Annotated in this window: 14 protein-coding genes; 12 read left to right on the top strand and 2 right to left on the bottom strand. The window is 57.1% G+C overall.

Annotated features, from left to right (window positions below; translation table 11 throughout):
- The first annotated feature begins 52 nt into the window (after nucleotides 1–52).
- The 8 genes from GCU45_RS15080 (at nucleotide 53) to GCU45_RS15045 (ending at nucleotide 9,329) form a co-directional block, all read left to right on the top strand.
- Nucleotides 53–2,200 carry a hydantoinase/oxoprolinase family protein gene (locus tag GCU45_RS15080; protein ID WP_152399518.1) on the top strand — a complete coding sequence of 716 codons (2,148 nt, stop codon included), beginning with the start codon at nucleotides 53–55 and terminating at the stop codon, nucleotides 2,198–2,200.
- Nucleotides 2,201–2,263: 63 nt separating this feature from the next.
- The gene (locus GCU45_RS15075) at nucleotides 2,264–2,980 is read left to right on the top strand and encodes a hypothetical protein (protein WP_152399517.1); all 717 of its coding nucleotides are present in this window, start codon (nucleotides 2,264–2,266) and stop codon (nucleotides 2,978–2,980) included.
- A 101-nt stretch (nucleotides 2,981–3,081) separates the two neighbouring features.
- Nucleotides 3,082–3,942, top strand: coding sequence for a MurR/RpiR family transcriptional regulator (locus GCU45_RS15070; RefSeq protein ID WP_076172985.1), 861 nt, complete (start codon nucleotides 3,082–3,084; stop codon nucleotides 3,940–3,942).
- A gap of 222 nt (nucleotides 3,943–4,164) precedes the next feature.
- Nucleotides 4,165–5,190, top strand: a complete 1,026-nt coding sequence (locus tag GCU45_RS15065) for a Gfo/Idh/MocA family protein (RefSeq protein WP_152399516.1) — start codon at nucleotides 4,165–4,167, stop codon at nucleotides 5,188–5,190.
- 19 nt (nucleotides 5,191–5,209) lie between these two features.
- Nucleotides 5,210–6,148 carry a Gfo/Idh/MocA family protein gene (locus GCU45_RS15060; RefSeq protein WP_152399515.1) on the top strand — a complete coding sequence of 313 codons (939 nt, stop codon included), beginning with the start codon at nucleotides 5,210–5,212 and terminating at the stop codon, nucleotides 6,146–6,148.
- A gap of 220 nt (nucleotides 6,149–6,368) precedes the next feature.
- Nucleotides 6,369–7,259, top strand: a complete 891-nt coding sequence (locus GCU45_RS15055) for a sugar phosphate isomerase/epimerase family protein (protein WP_152399514.1) — start codon at nucleotides 6,369–6,371, stop codon at nucleotides 7,257–7,259.
- 38 nt (nucleotides 7,260–7,297) lie between these two features.
- Nucleotides 7,298–8,071 carry a glucosamine-6-phosphate deaminase gene (locus GCU45_RS15050; RefSeq protein ID WP_152399513.1) on the top strand — a complete coding sequence of 258 codons (774 nt, stop codon included), beginning with the start codon at nucleotides 7,298–7,300 and terminating at the stop codon, nucleotides 8,069–8,071.
- Nucleotides 8,061–9,329, top strand: coding sequence for an N-acetylglucosamine-6-phosphate deacetylase (locus GCU45_RS15045; protein ID WP_244364077.1), 1,269 nt, complete (start codon nucleotides 8,061–8,063; stop codon nucleotides 9,327–9,329). The genes GCU45_RS15050 and GCU45_RS15045 overlap by 11 nt, the downstream gene beginning before the upstream one ends.
- A gap of 102 nt (nucleotides 9,330–9,431) precedes the next feature.
- Here the strand turns inward: GCU45_RS15045 and GCU45_RS15040 are convergent, their stop codons facing one another.
- Both GCU45_RS15040 and GCU45_RS15035 read right to left on the bottom strand, forming a co-directional pair.
- A complete protein-coding gene (locus tag GCU45_RS15040) occupies nucleotides 9,432–9,641 on the bottom strand; it encodes a hypothetical protein (RefSeq protein WP_152399512.1) in 210 nt (69 codons plus the stop codon).
- A gap of 969 nt (nucleotides 9,642–10,610) precedes the next feature.
- A complete protein-coding gene (locus GCU45_RS15035; protein ID WP_167527147.1) occupies nucleotides 10,611–12,884 on the bottom strand; it encodes a helix-turn-helix transcriptional regulator in 2,274 nt (757 codons plus the stop codon).
- A 394-nt stretch (nucleotides 12,885–13,278) separates the two neighbouring features.
- Between GCU45_RS15035 and GCU45_RS15030 the strand changes: the two genes are divergently transcribed.
- The 4 genes from GCU45_RS15030 to GCU45_RS15015 all read left to right on the top strand — a co-directional run bounded on the left by GCU45_RS15030 (nucleotide 13,279) and on the right by GCU45_RS15015 (nucleotide 17,250).
- Nucleotides 13,279–14,193, top strand: a complete 915-nt coding sequence (locus GCU45_RS15030) for an ABC transporter permease (protein WP_152403099.1) — start codon at nucleotides 13,279–13,281, stop codon at nucleotides 14,191–14,193.
- The gene (locus GCU45_RS15025; RefSeq protein WP_152399510.1) at nucleotides 14,187–15,077 is read left to right on the top strand and encodes a carbohydrate ABC transporter permease; all 891 of its coding nucleotides are present in this window, start codon (nucleotides 14,187–14,189) and stop codon (nucleotides 15,075–15,077) included. The genes GCU45_RS15030 and GCU45_RS15025 overlap by 7 nt, the downstream gene beginning before the upstream one ends.
- Before the next feature lie 37 nt (nucleotides 15,078–15,114).
- The gene (locus GCU45_RS15020; protein ID WP_152399509.1) at nucleotides 15,115–16,665 is read left to right on the top strand and encodes an extracellular solute-binding protein; all 1,551 of its coding nucleotides are present in this window, start codon (nucleotides 15,115–15,117) and stop codon (nucleotides 16,663–16,665) included.
- Nucleotides 16,666–16,905: 240 nt separating this feature from the next.
- On the top strand, nucleotides 16,906–17,250 hold the full coding sequence (locus tag GCU45_RS15015) for a GIY-YIG nuclease family protein (protein ID WP_167527146.1): 345 nt from the start codon (nucleotides 16,906–16,908) through the stop codon (nucleotides 17,248–17,250).

Raw genomic sequence — 17,250 nt, 5'->3', positions numbered from 1 at the left:
GACTGCGCGGCTTGATGCGGGCCTTCCCCTGTCCTGACTTCAGGAGGGTAACATGGAGAGAAAAAAAGTAAGGGTAGGCATCGACGTCGGCGGAACGTTTACGGACGCGGCCGTCATCGACAACGAAACGTTTGAAGTCATCGGCAAAATGAAAATCCCGACGACCCACCATGATGAGGACGGTGTGGCGAAAGGGATCGTGCAGATATTGAACCGGATTCTGGAGAGCCAGGGCATTCTCCCGGAGGATGTCACGTTTATCGCCCATGGGACAACCCAGGCGACCAACGCCCTGCTCGAAGGGGACGTGGCCAGAGTCGGCATCATCGGTATGGGCACGGGACTCGACGGCATGAGCGCAAGGTCCGAGTCCAATCCGGGGGATATTGAGCTGGCGCCCGGCAAGTTTTTGAAAACATATCATACGTTCCTCGACTCCAAAAATCTCACGGACGCAGACATTGAAATCGCCATCGACGCCCTGGTTCAGCAGGGGGCCGAAGTCATCGTCGCCTCCGAGGCGTACAGCGTCGACGATCCGACCAATGAGCTGCGGGTCATCGAACTGGCGAACCGCAAGGGCATCTATGCCACTGGCGGCCACGAAATTTCTCAGCTGTACGGGCTGAAGACGCGGACGCGGACGGCGGTCGTCAATGCATCCCTCATTCCGAAAATGATGGAAACGGCCAACATGACCGAGAAGTCCGTCAAAAACGCCAATATCCAGTCCCAACTGATGATTATGCGCTGTGACGGCGGCGTGATGAGCATCGATGAGGTACGGAAGCGCCCGATCCTGACGATGCTGTCAGGCCTCGCGGCCGGGGTGGCGGGCGCTTTGATGTATGAGAAAATTTCGGACGGCATTTTCTTCGAGGTCGGCGGAACGAGTGTCGACATTTCCGTTATTAAAAACGGCAAGGTCATGATCCAGAACGCCCAGGTCGGCGGCCACCGCACGTACCTGCAGTCGCTGGACGTCCGCACGCTCGGCATTGCCGGCGGCAGTATGATCAAGGTGTCCGGCGGCAAAATTACCGACGTCGGCCCGCGGAGCGCACACATCGCCGGCAAGGAGTACGAGGCGTTTGCACCGGCGGACGAAATCGTCAGTCCGAAGGTGAAATTCGTCAGCCCCCGGGAAGGCGATCCGGCCGAATACGCCATCTGCGAGTGCGGAAATGGACGGGAGTTCTCGTATACGCTGGCGGGTGCAGCCAACATCCTCGGCTACGTGCCGGAGGGCGACTATGCATATGGTAACAAGGAAGCGGCGGTAAAAGCATGGGAAGCCCTTGCCGCACACGTCGGTCTGAGCGTGGAGGAAACCGCGCGCAAGGTGATGGACATTGCGATCGATAAAACGATGAAAACCGTAAATGAAATGATTCAGGATTATGAGCTGGACCGGGCCTTCGTTACGCTCGTCGGCGGTGGGGGCAGCGGGGCGGTGCTGGTGCCGGCGATGGCCGAGCGGGAAGGCTTCAAGAGCCAGATCGCCAGCAACGCACCTTATGTCTCCACGATCGGGGTGGCGCTGGCCATGGTCAAGGAGCAGCTGGAGCGGACCGTCGTCAATCCGACGGAAGAGGATATCAAGCGGATCCGGGCCGACATCGTGGAGCGGATCGTCCAATCGGGAGCCAGCGAGGAGACCGTGGAGGTCACGATTGAAATTGACAGCCAGAAGAACATTCTGCGGGCCATCGCGACCGGCTCCACCGAGCTGCGCTCCAAAGACCTCGGCCAGCAGGCCATGCCGCTGGAAGAAATGACGGCGGTCGCGGCCAGCTCGGTCGACCAATCGCCGGAGAACACCCGGCTGGCGGCACAGAGCGGACGGTGGAGCCTGTTCGAAGCGGAGCAGACGAAGAAGTCCCTGTTCGGCCTGATGAAGAAGAAGGTCAACTACGTAGCGGTGCTGGACCGCGAAGGGGTTGTCCGCTTCAAGAAAAGCGGCGTCCAATTTACGAAAGTGACGAAAGCTGCGGCTGATGACCGGCTTAACGAATTTCTGGACGACAATACGATTTACTCCGACGCCAACGCGACGATCCCGAAGGTGTTTGCCTTTTATAAGGAGAAAATGCTGGATCTGACCGGCATGCAGACGAAGGAGCAGCTGCTGTCGATTCTGACGCTTGAAACGGAGATGCTGAAGTCCGAGGACGAAATGATCGTCATTGCGTACCAATAGAAAAGCTAAAGAGATGATGAAGAGATAGATCAAGGTTAGAACACGAGGAGGGGGATGACAGGCATGCCGGAGTTCCAGGAATACGGTTGGAATGTTCAACATCTTGGACTGACCGATGAGGTGCTCGCCCATGCGGAGCTCACCAAGGACCCGCTGTACCGCAAAATTCCCCATGATCGCCTGGCCTATTATGTGGACAGGTCGCTTCAAAGGGGCAGGGAAGCGGCACAGGCCTGCCGGGGCATGTCCATCCGCGAGTTGTACCGCAGGGAAGGCCTCGGCTACGAAATCACCGACCGCTCCGGTACGTTTCATCAGATCTCTCTGCGGGCGCGGATCGATTTCAACCAAACGCCGCCGGAGGTAGTCATTTACGCCGCATCCCTCCGCGGTATGGCTGATGCATACCGGGCGGTCATGAGTCCGGGAGAACAGGCGCAGCGTTCTTTAACCCCTCAGGACGATGAACTGGAGCGGCTGGTCGATATCCACCTGGCGCATGAATTTTTTCACTATGTGGAGTACCGGGCCGCGCAGTTTACCAACGACATGCTCGAGCCGGTCGAGGTGTTCCGGCTGGGCAGGCGGCTGGTGAAGCGCTCGAGCGTTGTTCAGTGCAGCGAAATCGCTGCCCACGCCTTTTGTAAGGAGATGATGGGCCTGCCTTTCCTGCCGAATGTACTGGATTACGCCTTCCTGATCCAAACCGGTTCTTTAAGCAAAGAGGACTTTTACCGGGAGGTCGAGGCCTGGAAGAGCGGCCATGCGGCGGCGTTGTGACATCGTTTTCTAAATACCTTCCCTTGTATGATATAATGGGGTGTGCTAGCGGGGGTTACCGGATTAGCTATTTTCCCACAGGTAGGTCAGGAGGAGGTCACATGTCTTCACAGGTTCCGGCCGTCATCGCCAAAATCGTATCGCAAACCCAAAAGTTAACCTACGGCGAAAATCAAATCGCCAACTTTGTCATTCATAATCCGGAGTTTATTACCCGCAATACCATCACGGCGATTGCGAATGAGATCGGCGTGTCCGAGACGAGCATTAACCGCTTCTGCAAAAAGGTCGGCTACAAAGGCTTCAACGACTTCAAGATTGCCTTTGCCCAGGACGCATTCTACCGGGATATGCAGGCGAAGAAGAAAGAAAGACGCGAGATCAATCCCATTGATGCGCTCGCTTTGGATTATAATGAGCTGATCGTGAACACATCCGCGCTCGTGACGGAGGAGCAGCTGAACCAGGTCGTGGATCTGCTGAAGAATGCCCGCCGGATCGTGGTCATCGGATTGTTCGATTCGTTTTTGGCGGCAATGGCGCTCCGCAACCGGCTGGCGATTATCGGCATGATGGCGGAAGCCATCAACGACAGCAGGGAAATGAAGATCGCTGCCTCCCAGTGCGGTCCCGACGATGTGGTTATCGCTTTCTCCCGTTCGGGTTCAACGAGGGAAATTATCGATGCGGTATCCATCGCGCGGGTCAATCAGGCGAAGGTGATCGCGATCACCTGCTACGACGCTTCGCCGATTACGGAGAACGCGGCCGTTGATATTATTGTCCCGGATAAAATATCCGTCAATAACAGCGCCTTTATGTCCAATCATATTACGTTCCTGTTCGTGGTCGATTTGATCATGAGCGTGTTTATTTCCTCGGATAAAAAGTATTTGAAAAAGAAGCTGGACAGCGAGGGCCTGCTGGCCAGCGACCAGTCGATCACAAATTATTTTTTGTAAGAAGAGCGTTTCCTGCCGGAGGGCAGGGGGCGCTTTTTTTGTTGGCTTATGGTCAAGTCCCGGAGAGCGCTGTCATATACATCTTTACGGATTCATCTTCGATCCTGCGGATGACGCCAAAGTTGTGCGCAAAGCCGCAGAATGGGCGATTGGCCGTGGAGACGGGTCCCACTAGAATGGGGTTGTAAACTTACAGGTGGTTCCCACCGGGAGGAGATTGGTATGAGCAAAAAAATGCGTTTTGCAATTGTTGGGGCCGGCGTGATCGCCCCTCTGCACGCGAGAGCCATCGAGAGCCATCCGGAAGCGGAGCTGGCGGCGGTCGTAGACGCCGTTCCGGAAAAAGCGGCAAAAATAGCAGAGGAATTCGGAGCGGCCCACGTATATACGGATACCCGGCAAATGCTTCAGGAGTGTGACGTGGACGCCGTCTGCATCTGCGTACCCAGCGGAGGCCACCGGGATGCAACCGTCGCGGCGGCGGAGGCGGGCAAGCATGTGCTGTGCGAAAAGCCCCTCGGCATTACCAAGGCGGACATGGACGAGATGATCGAAGCCTGCCGGAGCCACGGCGTCAAGCTGGCCACCGTATTCCAGAAGCGGACCACGCCGCATGCACTGCTGACCAAAAAGGCCATTAACGAAGGCAAGCTGGGCAAGTTAGTGCTTGGAGACGCCTACTTGAAGTACTACCGCAGCCCGGAATATTACAAAAGCGCCGGATGGCGCGGAACATGGGCCATTGACGGAGGCGGCGCCCTCATGAATCAGGGGGTGCACGGCATCGACATCATCCGCTGGATGATGGGGGATGTAGACAGCGTCTTTGCCTACACGGCTCCATTAATTCATGACATCGAGGTGGAGGATACAGCGGTTGCGGTTTTGAAATATAAGAATGGGGCATTTGGGGTCATTCAGGGAACGACGTCGGTCAATCCCGGCCAGGAGCCGCGTTTTGAAATTCACGGCGAGCACGGGACGATCATTTACGGAGACAGCGGTTTTAAAGTATGGAAAACGGTTGACGGTGATGCAGCCCCGCTCGTGTCGGAAGGCTCCGCCGAAGGTGCGGATGACCCGAATGCCATTTCTTCCGACGGGCACTACATTCTGATCGACGACCTGATTCAGGCGGTGCGGGAGGATCGTGAGCCGCTCATTTCGGGAGAGGAAGCGAGGAAATCGGTAGACCTGATCCTGGCCATTTACGAGTCCTCGCGTACGGGCAAGGAAATCAAACTGTAGGAAGAGGCGATGAACGGAAATGAGTACAGAAGAGCTGAAGATCGCAATCATTGGGCTGGACACGTCGCATGCGCCGCTCTTTGCCGAGCTGCTGAACAACCCGGATCACCCGCACCATGTGCGCGGCGGGAAAGTGACGGCCGCCTATCCGGGCGGATCGCCGGATTTTGAGCTGAGTATCGGGCGGGTCGACAAATTCACGGCGGAAGTCAGGGATAACAGCGGCGTCCCTATCGTCCAGAGCATCCAGGAGGCAGCCGAAAGCGCCGATGCCATCCTGCTGCTCTCAGTGGACGGGCGCGTGCACCTGGAGCAGTTCCGGCAGATCGTTCCTTATGGTAAGCCGGTTTTTATCGACAAGCCGTTTGCTGTCACGACCCGTGACGCCAAGGCGATTTACCGGCTGGCACAGGAGCACGGAATTCCGCTCATGAGCTGCTCCTCCGTCCGCTGGTCGGAAGGCCTGGGCCGGGCGCTGGACTCAGCCGATCAGGGGAACATCATCGGGGTGGATACCTACGGCCCCATGGAGCTGCAGTCTACGCAGCCGGGCTTTTACTGGTACGGTATTCATGCCGCCGATATGCTGTACCGCAGCATGGGCAAAGGTTGTAAAGAGGTCACAGTCACCACGAATGCCGACCATGATCTGGCCGTAGGTGTATGGGAGGACGGCAGGGTCGGAACGCTGCGCGGCAACCGGAAGGGCAACCGCCGTTTCGGAGCGTTGATTCACCGTGAGCAGGGGACCGAACATGTCGACGTGTATGCGGACGGCAAGCCCTATTATGCTAGCATGTTGGAGGAAGTCATCCGAATGTTCCAAACGGGCGCGGCTCCGATCGACATGACGGAGACGCTGGAAGTCATCGCGTTTCTGGAGGCCGCCAACGAAAGCCGGGAGACCGGCAGAACCGTGAAGCTGGATACGGGCATCAGCCCGGTTGCCAGCTCCTGATTTTGACGCTTGCTTTGTGCGGCGCGGTAAAAGCCATCCAGGTTTGCTCCCGGCTCGGTGTCATAGATACTGCTGCCGCATCCCAACTATGACGGTTGGACGAAGCGCACCCTGGGAGTCTATAACGGGTTATCTGAAACATGCAAGAAGATGAAGATGTGCAATGATCTGATTTTGCATAGACGATGAATGATGGTGATGAAAGGAGGGGAAGGGAGAAATGAATGCGGCTTTTCAACTGGGCGTCATTACCGACGAAATCTCCCAGGACATCGCCGATGCGATCCGCATTGCCCACAGATACGGGCTGGCCGCACTGGAGCTGCGCTCCGTGGACGGAGAGCAGCTGTATCAGCTGAGCGATTCGCGCATAGAGGAGATCGGTGCGGCGATCCGGGCGGCTGGCCTGAAGGTCAGCGGCTTATCTGCCCCGGTGTTTAAGTGCAATCTCCGAAATGCGGAAGAAGTAGCCGAACACCGGGGAATTTTGACCCGTTATGCGGAATTGGCGCAGCGGCTCGGCACCCGGTATGTCCGCGGCTTCAGCTTCTGGGCCGAAGGCCCGCTGGAGGAGGCGTTTGGCGACATCGTCCGGGAATTAAAGAACGTAGTGCCGATCCTGGAGCAGCATGGCGTCATTTACGCGCTGGAAGCGGATCCGGCGGTCTACGCCTCCAATGCGGCCAAAGCCGCAGCTCTGATCCGGGCGGTGGATTCGCCTTATGTTCAAGGATTGTATGACCCGGGTAACGACCTGTGGGATCCGGACCGGGAGGTCCCTTACCCTGACGGCTACGATGCTTTGCGGGGGCGGATCTGTCACATCCACCTGAAGGATGCGGTCAAGCAGGGAGATCATACCGAAGCGGTGGCGATCGGAAAAGGTCAGGTGGATTACGCCGGCCTGCTGCGCCGCCTGGTGGAAGAGGGGTATGACGGCTATTTGGTGGTCGAAACCCACTACAGGCTTCAATCGAGCCTGACGGAAGAGCAGCTCAAGCGCCCGGCCGGATATGCTTTTTCCGAGGGAGGGGAAGAGGCGACGATCGACTGCCTGAATTCCTTGTTTGAGCTGCTGGAGCGGAGCTCCATTTCAATAAGCAAGCAATAAGCAAGAGCGGTTCGTAAATTAATGGAGGAGGAATGATCATGCCCAGTCCCCGTTTGGCGGAGAAAAAGTGGTGGAAGGACCGTCTTCAGGTCCGGCAGTACGCGTCGAGAGACGAGATGGGAAGAGCGGCGGCAGCCGATGTCTCCCAAGCAATGAAGGCGATCCTGGCGGACCGGGGCAGCTTGCGGATCGTGTTTGCCGCGGCCCCGTCGCAGAACGAGCTGCTGGACTACCTCGCAGCGGATAAAGATATCGAGTGGAGCCGGGTAACCGCGTTTCACATGGACGAATATATCGGACTGGACGAAGATGCTCCCCAGCGGTTCAGCACTTTTCTGGATACCCGGCTGTTCTCCCGGGTCCGCCCGGGAACCGTCCACCTGATCGACGGCTCCGCCAATCCCGCCGCGGAGTGCGAACGGTATGCGGCACTGCTGCAGGAGGCCCCGATCGATATCGTCTGCCTCGGCATCGGGGAGAACGGCCATTTAGCTTTTAACGATCCGCCGGTAGCCGATTTCAACGACCCGAAGACGGTAAAAATCGTCGAGCTCGACGACATGTGCCGGGAACAGCAGGTTCGGGACGGCTGCTTTGACCGGTTCCGGGAGGTGCCCGAAACCGCGATGACGCTGACGATCCCTACGCTGCTCTCCGGCGGCCGCCTGTTCTGCATCGTGCCGGGCCCGACGAAGCGCAGCGCGGTGACGCAGACGCTGGAGGGACCGATCACGACCGCCTGCCCGGCCTCCATTTTGCGGGAGCACCCGAACTGTACGTTATACCTGGACCGGGATTCGTATGGAATCTGACCGCCGCGAGATGGAACCCACGGCAGCAGGCGGCCGTGACGCCCTGATCCGGCTGGAGGGCATTCATGCCCTGACCGGGGAGCATATCCGGCTCACCCTGGCAGGCGGGGTGATTGCCGGGTACGAGGTGCTCGGGACACCGGAGGAGGTGGAGATCCGGCAGGCTGCCGGGGCACAGGCGGGCGGGCAGGAGCTGCCCCTCATCGGACCGGGACTTGTGGACCTGCAGATTAACGGGTACGCGGGGCTGGATCTCAACACCCATCCGCTGCAAGCGGAAACTGTCCGGCAGTTAAACGAGAGGCTGTGGGCGGAGGGCGTTACCTCGTATTTGCCCACGCTGATTACGAACAGCGATGAAGCGCTGCGCAGCGGACTCGGCACGATTGCCGAAGTGTGTGAAACGGACCCCAATCACAATATGGCGGGAATTCACCTGGAGGGGCCGTTTATCTCCCCGGAAGACGGGCCGAGAGGCGCCCATGACGCCCAGTATGTCAGGGCGCCGGACTGGGAACTGTTCCAGTCCTGGCAGGAGACTGCCGGAGGGCGGATCCGAGTCGTCACGGTATCGCCGGAGTGGCCGGAGGCCGTGGATTTTATCGAGCGGTGCACGGGCAGCGGCGTGCTGGTCTCGATCGGCCACACCGCGGCCAACTCGGCACAGATCCAGGCGGCCGTTCAAGCCGGGGCGCGCATGTCCACGCATCTGGGCAACGGCGCCCACCCGGTGCTGCCCCGCCACCCGAATTACATATGGGATCAGCTGGCGGAGGAGCCCTTGTGGGCGAGCGTGATTGCGGACGGCTTTCACCTGCCGGACGCTTTTCTCCGCGTCGCCGCCAAGGTGAAGGGCGAGCAGCTGATCCTGGTCAGCGATGCCGTCAGCTTCGGCGGGATGCCGCCCGGCACGTATGACACGCACATCGGCGGCCGTGTCACGCTGACGCCTTCAGGGCGGCTGCACCTGGCCGGGCAGCCAGCGCTGCTTGCGGGCTCGGCGCTGCCCATGACCGCCGGCATCGCGCACCTCGCGGGGCGGGGCATCGCCAGCCTCGGCGAGGCATGGGCGATGGCCTCGGTGCGCCCCGCGGGCCTGCTCGGCCTGCCAGCGGCCCAGGGCCTTGCGCCCGGCGCGCCCGCAGACGTGGCGCTCTTCACGAAGGATGCGGCGGGCATCCGCATCCTTCGCACCTACAAGCGCGGGCAGCTAAAGTACGACGCCCGCGATGAGCAAGACGCCGGCACCATGGGATGACGCCCGCGCGGTGCAAGCTCTCCATCGCCACACGATAACACCAGCACCACGCGCAGTAGCCTCTACACGATAACGCCCACAGGATGCGCGCTGCTGCTCTCTCTACACGATGCTGTCCACACGATGCGCGCTGCTCTCTACATGATGCTGCCCGCCACGATGCGAGCAGCTCTCTCTACCTGATGACACCCTCGCGATACGCGATGCGCTGCTCCACACGATGATGCCCACACCACACATCGCGGCCATCTCCACCCGATGACGTTCGCACCATGAGTCATGGCCATCTCCACCCGATGACGTTCGCACCATGAGTCATGGCCATCTCTTCCCGAAGATGTACTCACCTCGCACCATACCCCTAGTCCACGCACCACGCACGCATCGCAGGCCAATACTCAGCCCCAAGCTTAGCGCGGGCTGACAAAAACATAACCCCCACCCGGATACGCAGACCGGGTGGGGGTTTTTACTTACCCACATGTGATGGCGGCAGGCCCTGCTGGGGTTCGACGGCCGTTCATGCCATTAATCTTTATGCACCGTAACTCCAACCTCGACCCAGCGGAGTGGGCGGAATCGATCTGGAGAAGCGAAGCGGTCGCCTTTGTCTTATCCAGCCCCAAGCTTAACGCGGGCTGAACCAAAACATGAACCCCCACCCGGATACGCAGACCGGGTGGGGGTTTTACTTACCCACATGTGATGGCGGCAGGCCCTGCTAAGGTTCGGCGGCCGTTCATGCCATTAATCATTATGCAACGTAACCCCAACCTCGACCCAGCGGAGTGGGCGGAATCGATCTGGAGAAGCGAAGCGGTCGCTTTTGTCTTATCCAGTCCCAAGCATAGCGCGGGCTGAACCAAAACATGAACCCCCACCCGGATACGCAGTCCGGGTGGGGGTTTTTTACTTACCCACATGTAATGGCGGCAGGCCCTGCTGAGGTTCGGCGGCCTTTCATGCCATTAATCTTTAAGTACCGTAACTCCAACCTCGACCCAGCGGAGTGGGCGGAATCGATCTGGAGAAGCGAAGCGGTCGCCTTTGTCTTTGGATTTCACCCTTGTTATGTTTCCGGTAAAGAAATCCAAAGACAACAGCGATCGGAAGAACGATCCGTACACGGAGCGTCCATGCGAGCGCCGAAGTATCATGAAGCATCAATGCCAACGGAGTGTCCACTCGGGCGCCGAAGTACCCGCTTTAATATGAGCTGTCATTTACCGGACGCCTGCCTGCACCACGCTGCCACGCCCAGCCTGCCCGCCATCACTCCCCCTACGACGCATATTTACGCCGATACTCCCCAGGCGTAATCCCCGCATGCCGCTTGAACATGCGGATGAACGAGTTCACGTTGCGGTAGCCGACCCGGGCCGCCACGTCCTGGATGCGCAGATCCAGGTTCTGCAGCAGCTCCTTGGCAGTGCGGATGCGGAGGTCGTTCAGATAGTCGCTGAAATTGACGCCCGTCTTCTCCTTGAAGTACGTCGACAGATAGCCGGACGTAATGTTCAGCTTGTCGGCCATCATGTCGAGGTTGATGTCCTCGTCCAGATGCGTGCACATATACTCCGTCACGAACGATGTGATCGGATCATGCTCCTCCGTCTTGCGCCGGATTCCCTGCAGCACAGGGTGCAGCAGGTCAGCGAACCAGCGCTCGTACTGCGCCCGGCAGTAGAAGCGCCGGGTCTCTTCGAGCGGCGGGCGGCCGCCGGCATCGGCCGATGCGGCCGCGGGAAGCTGGCGCAGCGCTTTATCCAGCTCGCCCGACACATCTTTGGCGAACTGCCGGTAGTCGCTGGCCACCGCCTGCTTCTTCTCGAGCTGGTCCAGGCTGCGCCGGACCCACTCCTGCATGCCTTCCTCACTGCCGCTCATCAGGCGGGTCTGGAACTCCTGCTCCCACATCGCTTTGAGGTAGCGCTCGCCTCGCGCTCCGCCGTCAGGGACGTCCGGCCGAATCCACTGCGTTTCATCCACCAGGCGGCGCAGCTTCAGCCGCTCCTGGACCTGCTCATACGCAGCCGTGAAGTCCGCCCCCGCCGGCTGAACGGCTCCATGGGCCATCGTGACGAGATAGCTGTCGCGGTCCACGGAGAACACCTGCAGCAGCCGCTGCATGTACGGGGTGAGATCCGCTTCCGGATCGGGCAGGAACAGCAGCGTCAGGATCTGATGGGGCTCTGTCTGGATCGTGACGGCATCGGGAAAAGCCTGACGCCATACATTGTCGACGTACACGCGGAGGTAATAAGAGCCTTTACCCGTTTTCTGCTGATAATGCTCGAAAGCATCCTTGAACAGCACCTGGTAGACCACCACCACGTAAGGCAGGCTCGTATCGGTCAGCTCCTGTATCTCCTTCAGGTTCATATGGATGTTCTTCAGCTTGTTGGTGTAGGCGTAATGCCGGAGCATGGAATTTTTGCGTGCCAGATCGCGCGAAATGCTTTGGTGGGAGATGCGCATGTGGTGCATTTTTCGCGTGATCAGCTCGATTTCGCGAACGGGTTCGTTATCCGTGCCGCTGCCTGCGTCGGTCTCGTAGCCCTTCAGTTCGTCGACGATGAGCCGAATCGGCTGGTGCATGCGCCGGCTGAACAGGAAGGTCAGCACGATCAGTACGCCGACGATGGCGAGCAGCGACAGCAGGATCAGGTTCAGATTGAGGAGCTGGCCGGAAATGCTCTGGACCGGAACCCGGCTGACATAGGTGAAACCCGTACCGGCCCCCTTTTTATAAAAATAATAGTAATCCTTCGTTTGCATATAGGAGTGGCCCGGGTCAAACGAAGTGACCAGACCCGAATTGATGTCGGCCGACGTCTGGTAGAGCGGCTGCCCGTCAGCATTCAAAATATAAAACTGGTCGCTGATCGAAACGTGCAGGTCCTGCGTCAGCTTTTGGGCATCGATCATGACGATGAAGTACATGTCGCGGTAAGGCATCATTTTAATGATCATGGGCATCAGTATGCCTTTGGACACCGTATGGCCCGCCGTGTTCTCGGTAAAGGCGGCAGCCGGAAACACGCGGTAGGCGTACGATTCGTCAAACTGTCGGTCCCAAAACTCCGGCGGGTAGGAAGGGCTAATGTAATACGTTCCAAACATCGCTTTTGCGCTGCTTGTCCCGTCCTTCTCGATGACGTAGGCGTCGCTGCGGAAGTCAATGATGAGGTTGTCAATATAAAGGAAGGGATTCGTGTACAGCTGCTTCATCTCGGCAATGACGTCGTTGACGTAACCGTAAGCCTTGTTGACTCGGGCATGCCGGAGCAAATTGATGTGGGTCGCCCAGAGGCTGTTCTGGTTCAGACCGAGCACCATTTCCCGGGTCAGGCGAAAATGGTCCTCATAGCCCTCCACCGCGTGATTAATGCTCAGCTCGTTGTACTTGACGATCTCCTGGTGGATCTGGCGTTTTAAATAGAAGAAGGAAACCAGGTTGAAGGCGGCAAGAAGCAAGATGACGGCCAGAAATCCAAGCAGCAATTTCGTGAAAAGCGTCGTATACCCCAGTTTTTTCGTCAGGATGAGTGACATCTCTTGAACACCTCCGGCAATGTGCGCTCTGTTATCTATATAGATTGAACTAAAGTTTTGCATTGAAACTTCCGTTATAACGGCCCAATAGAGGCCTAGAACATTCCTTTCTTTAGTTCAATCTATGTATATCATAAGATTTATTTTCGCGTTCAAACAATATTCACCTTTTCGGGTATCTCTACAATCTTCCGGCTGACCCCGGAAAAAGGGGATATCCTCACAAACGTGCAGATTTATTTATGGGGAAGCGTTCAAGTATGATTCGGGTACAGGGTTTCACGGCCCATGACCAAAGAGGGAGGTGCGCATGTGGGTGAAACAAGCACAATCGGAAGTGTCGGGAATCGTTGAGGCAGGCCTGCCGGGCCTGAACGTAAAGCGCCGCAGCGGCATGACCATGCAGAGCAGGCTGAAGCGGGCCTGGAGACGAAGCAAATACTTATGGCTGCTGTTTCTCCCGTGCCTGCTGTATTACGCGATTTTTAAGTATGCACCGATGTTCGGCCTCGTCATTACATTCAAAAACTACAACGTGTTCAAGGGCATTTGGGCGAGCGAGTGGGTGGGCTTCAAGTATTACCGGATGTTTTTTGAAAACCCGGATTTCTGGGTGCTGATGAAAAACACGGTGCTGCTCGGCGTTTACAAGCTGGTCTTCGGCTTCCCGGCGCCCATCATTCTGGCCCTGCTGCTGAACGAAGTCCGGAATGCCGTGTTCAAAAAATGGGTGCAGACCGTCAGCTACCTGCCGCATTTCATTTCCAACGTCATCGTGGCCAGCATGGTGATCATGTTCCTGTCCCCGAATGGCGGAATCATCAATGAGCTGATTACCGCGCTCGGCGGCAAGCCGGTCAACTTCATGATGGAGCCGGGATGGTTCCGGCCGGTCTATGTCCTGTCGGAAATCTGGCAGCACATCGGATGGGAGACGATCATCTTCCTGGCGGCGCTGACCGCGGTCGATCCGCAGCTGTATGAAGCGGCCAGCATCGACGGCGCGAGCCGGTGGCGGAAGCTGTGGCATGTGACGCTGCCCGGCATTGCCCCGACCATCATGATCATCCTGATCCTCGATATCGGGAAGGTGCTCGAGATCGGCTTCGAGAAAGTATTTCTGATGTATAACCCGGCCATTTACGATACGGCGGACATCATCAGTACCTATGTGTACCGGGTCGGGATGGAGCAGGGGAACTTCAGCTATGCCTCTTCCATCGATCTGTTCATGGGGGTCATCAGCTTCATCTTTATTTTTTCGGCCAACTTTATCAGCCGCAGACTGGGGGGAACCAGCCTATGGTAAGTGCAGGGGAGGTGCGCGGCCGCCGCAGGATCAGCCTGTTTACCATCGTCAATACGCTGATTCTGCTCGGTGTCGCCGTCGTGACGCTGTATCCGTTCGTTTACATGCTTGCGGTCTCGCTCAGCGGGGACGTGTACGTCATGAAGGGAGAAGTCACGCTGTGGCCAAAAGGCTTTAATCTCCGGATGTACGATCTGGTGCTGGGAGACCCGAAAATTTGGTCGGCCTACCGGAACACGATCATCTACACCGTGCTCGGCACGGCGATTGCGATGATCATTACGTCCATGGGCGCTTATGCGCTGTCCCGCAGTGATATGACGTTTCACAAGGGCTTTACGCTATTGATCGTGTTTACGATGTTCTTCAGCGGGGGCATGATCCCGACGTTTCTGGTGGTCCGCTCGCTCGGGCTGGTTGATACGATCTGGGGCATGGTGCTCCCGGGAGCGGTCAGCACGTGGAATCTCATTCTGATGCGGACGTTCTTCAGCGGCATTCCGAAAGAGCTGGAGGAATCGGGACGGATCGACGGGCTGAACGACATCGGCATCTTCTTCCGCATCATCGTGCCGTTATCCAAGCCGGTGTTCGCTACGATCTCATTGTTCTATGCGGTAGGCATCTGGAACAACTTCATGAATCCGCTGCTGTATTTACGTAATCCCGACCTGTTCCCGCTTCAGGTCATTCTCCGCAATCTGGTGCTTGCCGGAAGCGTCAGCTCCGGGCAGGTGACGCAGATCGGCGGGGACAACATGGTGGTCGAGGATTCGCTGAAGTTTGCAACGATCATGGTATCCACCATTCCGATCCTGATCATATATCCGTTCGTCCAGAAATATTTTGTGAAAGGGTCGATGATCGGCGCGGTGAAGGGATAACTGTGATGTTCCAATTTTGATCAAAGGGGCGAAACGAATGAAGAAAAGAAAGATCGCTTCAGCGCTGCTGGCCGCACTGCTGATCGTCATTGCCGCAGCCGGATGCACCAGCGGGAAGAAGGAAGAGACGAGTACGACACCAAATGCCGGAACCGGGGGACAGAAGGAGACGGTCACCTTAACGGCTCTCCTTGACAACAATGCGACCTTCCCGTACAGCAAGGATTGGCCTCTCTGGAAGTGGATTCAGGAGAAAACCGGGGTCACGCTGAACGTACAGACGCCTTCGGGCAAGCTGAGCGACACGCTGAACCTCGTCATGGCCTCGGCCAATCTCCCGGACCTCATGTATATGTCGAGCCGCAGGGACTCCAACAAATACGGGGACCAGGGCGCGCTGGAAAATATTTTGGACCATGTCGACCAAATGCCGAACCTGAAAAAGTGGATGGAGCAGTATCCGGAGGAAGCCAAGGCCGCGCTGTCCGCGGACGGTAAAATGTATATGTTCCCGAACCAGGGCTTTGGGGAGACGAACCGGATGATCTGGCTGTACCGCGAGGATGTGTTCAAGAAAAACGGACTGCAGCCGCCAAAGACCTATGAGGAGCTGCACCAAGTACTGAAAAAGCTGAAGCAGCAATACCCGGACAGCTATCCGCTGTCGATGCGCTTCGGGCAAATACCGGATGAAATGTACGCCAACCTGACGACCAACTTCGATACGGGCACGGACGTGTATTACGATTTTGACGACAACAAGTGGAAGTTCGGACCGACCGAGGACAACTATAAGAAAATGGTGGAAATGTGGCATACCTTCTACGAGGAAGGGTTGATTCCGCCGGATTTCCTGTCGATCCAGACGAAGCAGTGGCAGGACGTCATGTCCACGGGCCAATCCTTTGTGACAATCGATTACATCAGCCGCGTCGACTTCTTCAACAACGCGATGCGCAAGGACAATCCGGAGTACAGCCTGCAGTTCATGGCGCCGCCGGCAGGACTGCCGGGTATGAAACAGCTGAACCCGTATTTCCACTATCTAGAGGGCGGTCTGACCGTTGCCTCGAGCTCCAAGCATAAAGACGAAATTATGAAGTATATGGACTTTTTCTACAGTGAAGATGGGCGAAACTTAAGCAGCTGGGGCAAGGAAGGCGAGACTTATACGGTGGAAAACGGGGAAAAGAAATTTAAGCCGGAGTATACCGACGTGACGGAAATGCGGAAGCAGACCGGTCTGCAGACGAGCGGCACGTATACGTGGATCGATTTCAATGCGCATCTGTCGCTGTTCTCGGACGATTTGAAGAAGGCCTATGAGGAAGCGGCCAAATACGATCCGCCGGCGATGCAGCCGAAGCCGGCCTTTACTGACGCGGAGAACGAGGTGCTGTCGGTGACCGGGCAGGCTGTGAAGAAATACCGCGAAGAGAACTTCTCCAAGTTCGTCCTGGGCACGCGGAAATTAAGCGAGTGGGATAAATATGTGGAGGAAATCAACGGCCTCGGCGTCCAAAAGCTGATCGACACCTATACGGCGGCGCAGCAGCGTGTGGAGCAGGCGAAGCTGGAAAATAAATAGGAAGGCGCGAGGCTGCGCCGATTCCCTGAGGCACCTGGCTAACGGCCGGGTGCTTTTTTTCTGCATTTGAATGCAATGCAATTTCCCCATCGCAAAAGGGCGGATGCCGATATTCCATCCCTAAGGTTTTCCAAATTCCTTGACAGGATACAATATCTGTAATATAAATGATCTAGTTATTTAGTAAATTACTGATTTAGTAAATTACTAAATATTAACCGGGAAGGTGAGATGAATCGGATGGATAAAAGCCGCAGGGCAGAGCTGATCGCCCAATACAAAGAAATGAAACCCCAAATGGGTGTATATATGCTCAAGTGTGTCCCTTCCGGACGCATCTATCTGGGTTTCACCCAGGATATGAAAAGTATGCTGAACAGGCACCAGTTTATGTTAAGATCCGGGCTGCACAAATGCAGGGAGCTGCAGCGGGAATGGAACGAATACGGGGAGAGCCAGTTTGAAGTGAAGGTCGTGGACACGCTCGCCTACGACAAGGATGAGTCTAAAACCGACTATACGGAGGACTTGGAGCTTCTGCGCGACATCTGGAAAGATAAATTAGAAAATGTGGAGATGATCTAA

This window comes from Paenibacillus cellulositrophicus (assembly GCF_009363095.1).
In the GTDB taxonomy this organism is placed as follows: Bacteria; Bacillota; Bacilli; order Paenibacillales; family Paenibacillaceae; genus Paenibacillus_AQ; species Paenibacillus_AQ favisporus.
The sequence above is the reverse complement of the archived record's forward strand: the minus strand, read 5'-3'. Positions and strand labels throughout refer to the sequence as shown.

Bases quoted from the DNA above. Each gene is read 5' to 3' on its own strand.
- GCU45_RS15070 (WP_076172985.1), top strand. From the start codon at position 3,082: ATGTCTTCACAGGTTCCGGCCGTCATCGCCAAAATCGTATCGCAAACC.
- GCU45_RS15030 (WP_152403099.1), top strand. From the start codon at position 13,279: ATGACCATGCAGAGCAGGCTGAAGCGGGCCTGGAGACGAAGCAAATAC.
- GCU45_RS15050 (WP_152399513.1), top strand. From the start codon at position 7,298: ATGCCCAGTCCCCGTTTGGCGGAGAAAAAGTGGTGGAAGGACCGTCTT.
- GCU45_RS15055 (WP_152399514.1), top strand. From the start codon at position 6,369: ATGAATGCGGCTTTTCAACTGGGCGTCATTACCGACGAAATCTCCCAG.
- GCU45_RS15080 (WP_152399518.1), top strand. From the start codon at position 53: ATGGAGAGAAAAAAAGTAAGGGTAGGCATCGACGTCGGCGGAACGTTT.
- GCU45_RS15035 (WP_167527147.1), bottom strand. From the start codon at position 12,884: ATGTCACTCATCCTGACGAAAAAACTGGGGTATACGACGCTTTTCACG.
- GCU45_RS15020 (WP_152399509.1), top strand. From the start codon at position 15,115: ATGAAGAAAAGAAAGATCGCTTCAGCGCTGCTGGCCGCACTGCTGATC.
- GCU45_RS15075 (WP_152399517.1), top strand. From the start codon at position 2,264: ATGCCGGAGTTCCAGGAATACGGTTGGAATGTTCAACATCTTGGACTG.
- GCU45_RS15025 (WP_152399510.1), top strand. From the start codon at position 14,187: ATGGTAAGTGCAGGGGAGGTGCGCGGCCGCCGCAGGATCAGCCTGTTT.
- GCU45_RS15060 (WP_152399515.1), top strand. From the start codon at position 5,210: ATGAGTACAGAAGAGCTGAAGATCGCAATCATTGGGCTGGACACGTCG.
- GCU45_RS15065 (WP_152399516.1), top strand. From the start codon at position 4,165: ATGAGCAAAAAAATGCGTTTTGCAATTGTTGGGGCCGGCGTGATCGCC.
- GCU45_RS15015 (WP_167527146.1), top strand. From the start codon at position 16,906: ATGGATAAAAGCCGCAGGGCAGAGCTGATCGCCCAATACAAAGAAATG.
- GCU45_RS15045 (WP_244364077.1), top strand. From the start codon at position 8,061: ATGGAATCTGACCGCCGCGAGATGGAACCCACGGCAGCAGGCGGCCGT.
- GCU45_RS15040 (WP_152399512.1), bottom strand. From the start codon at position 9,641: ATGGTGCGAACGTCATCGGGTGGAGATGGCCATGACTCATGGTGCGAA.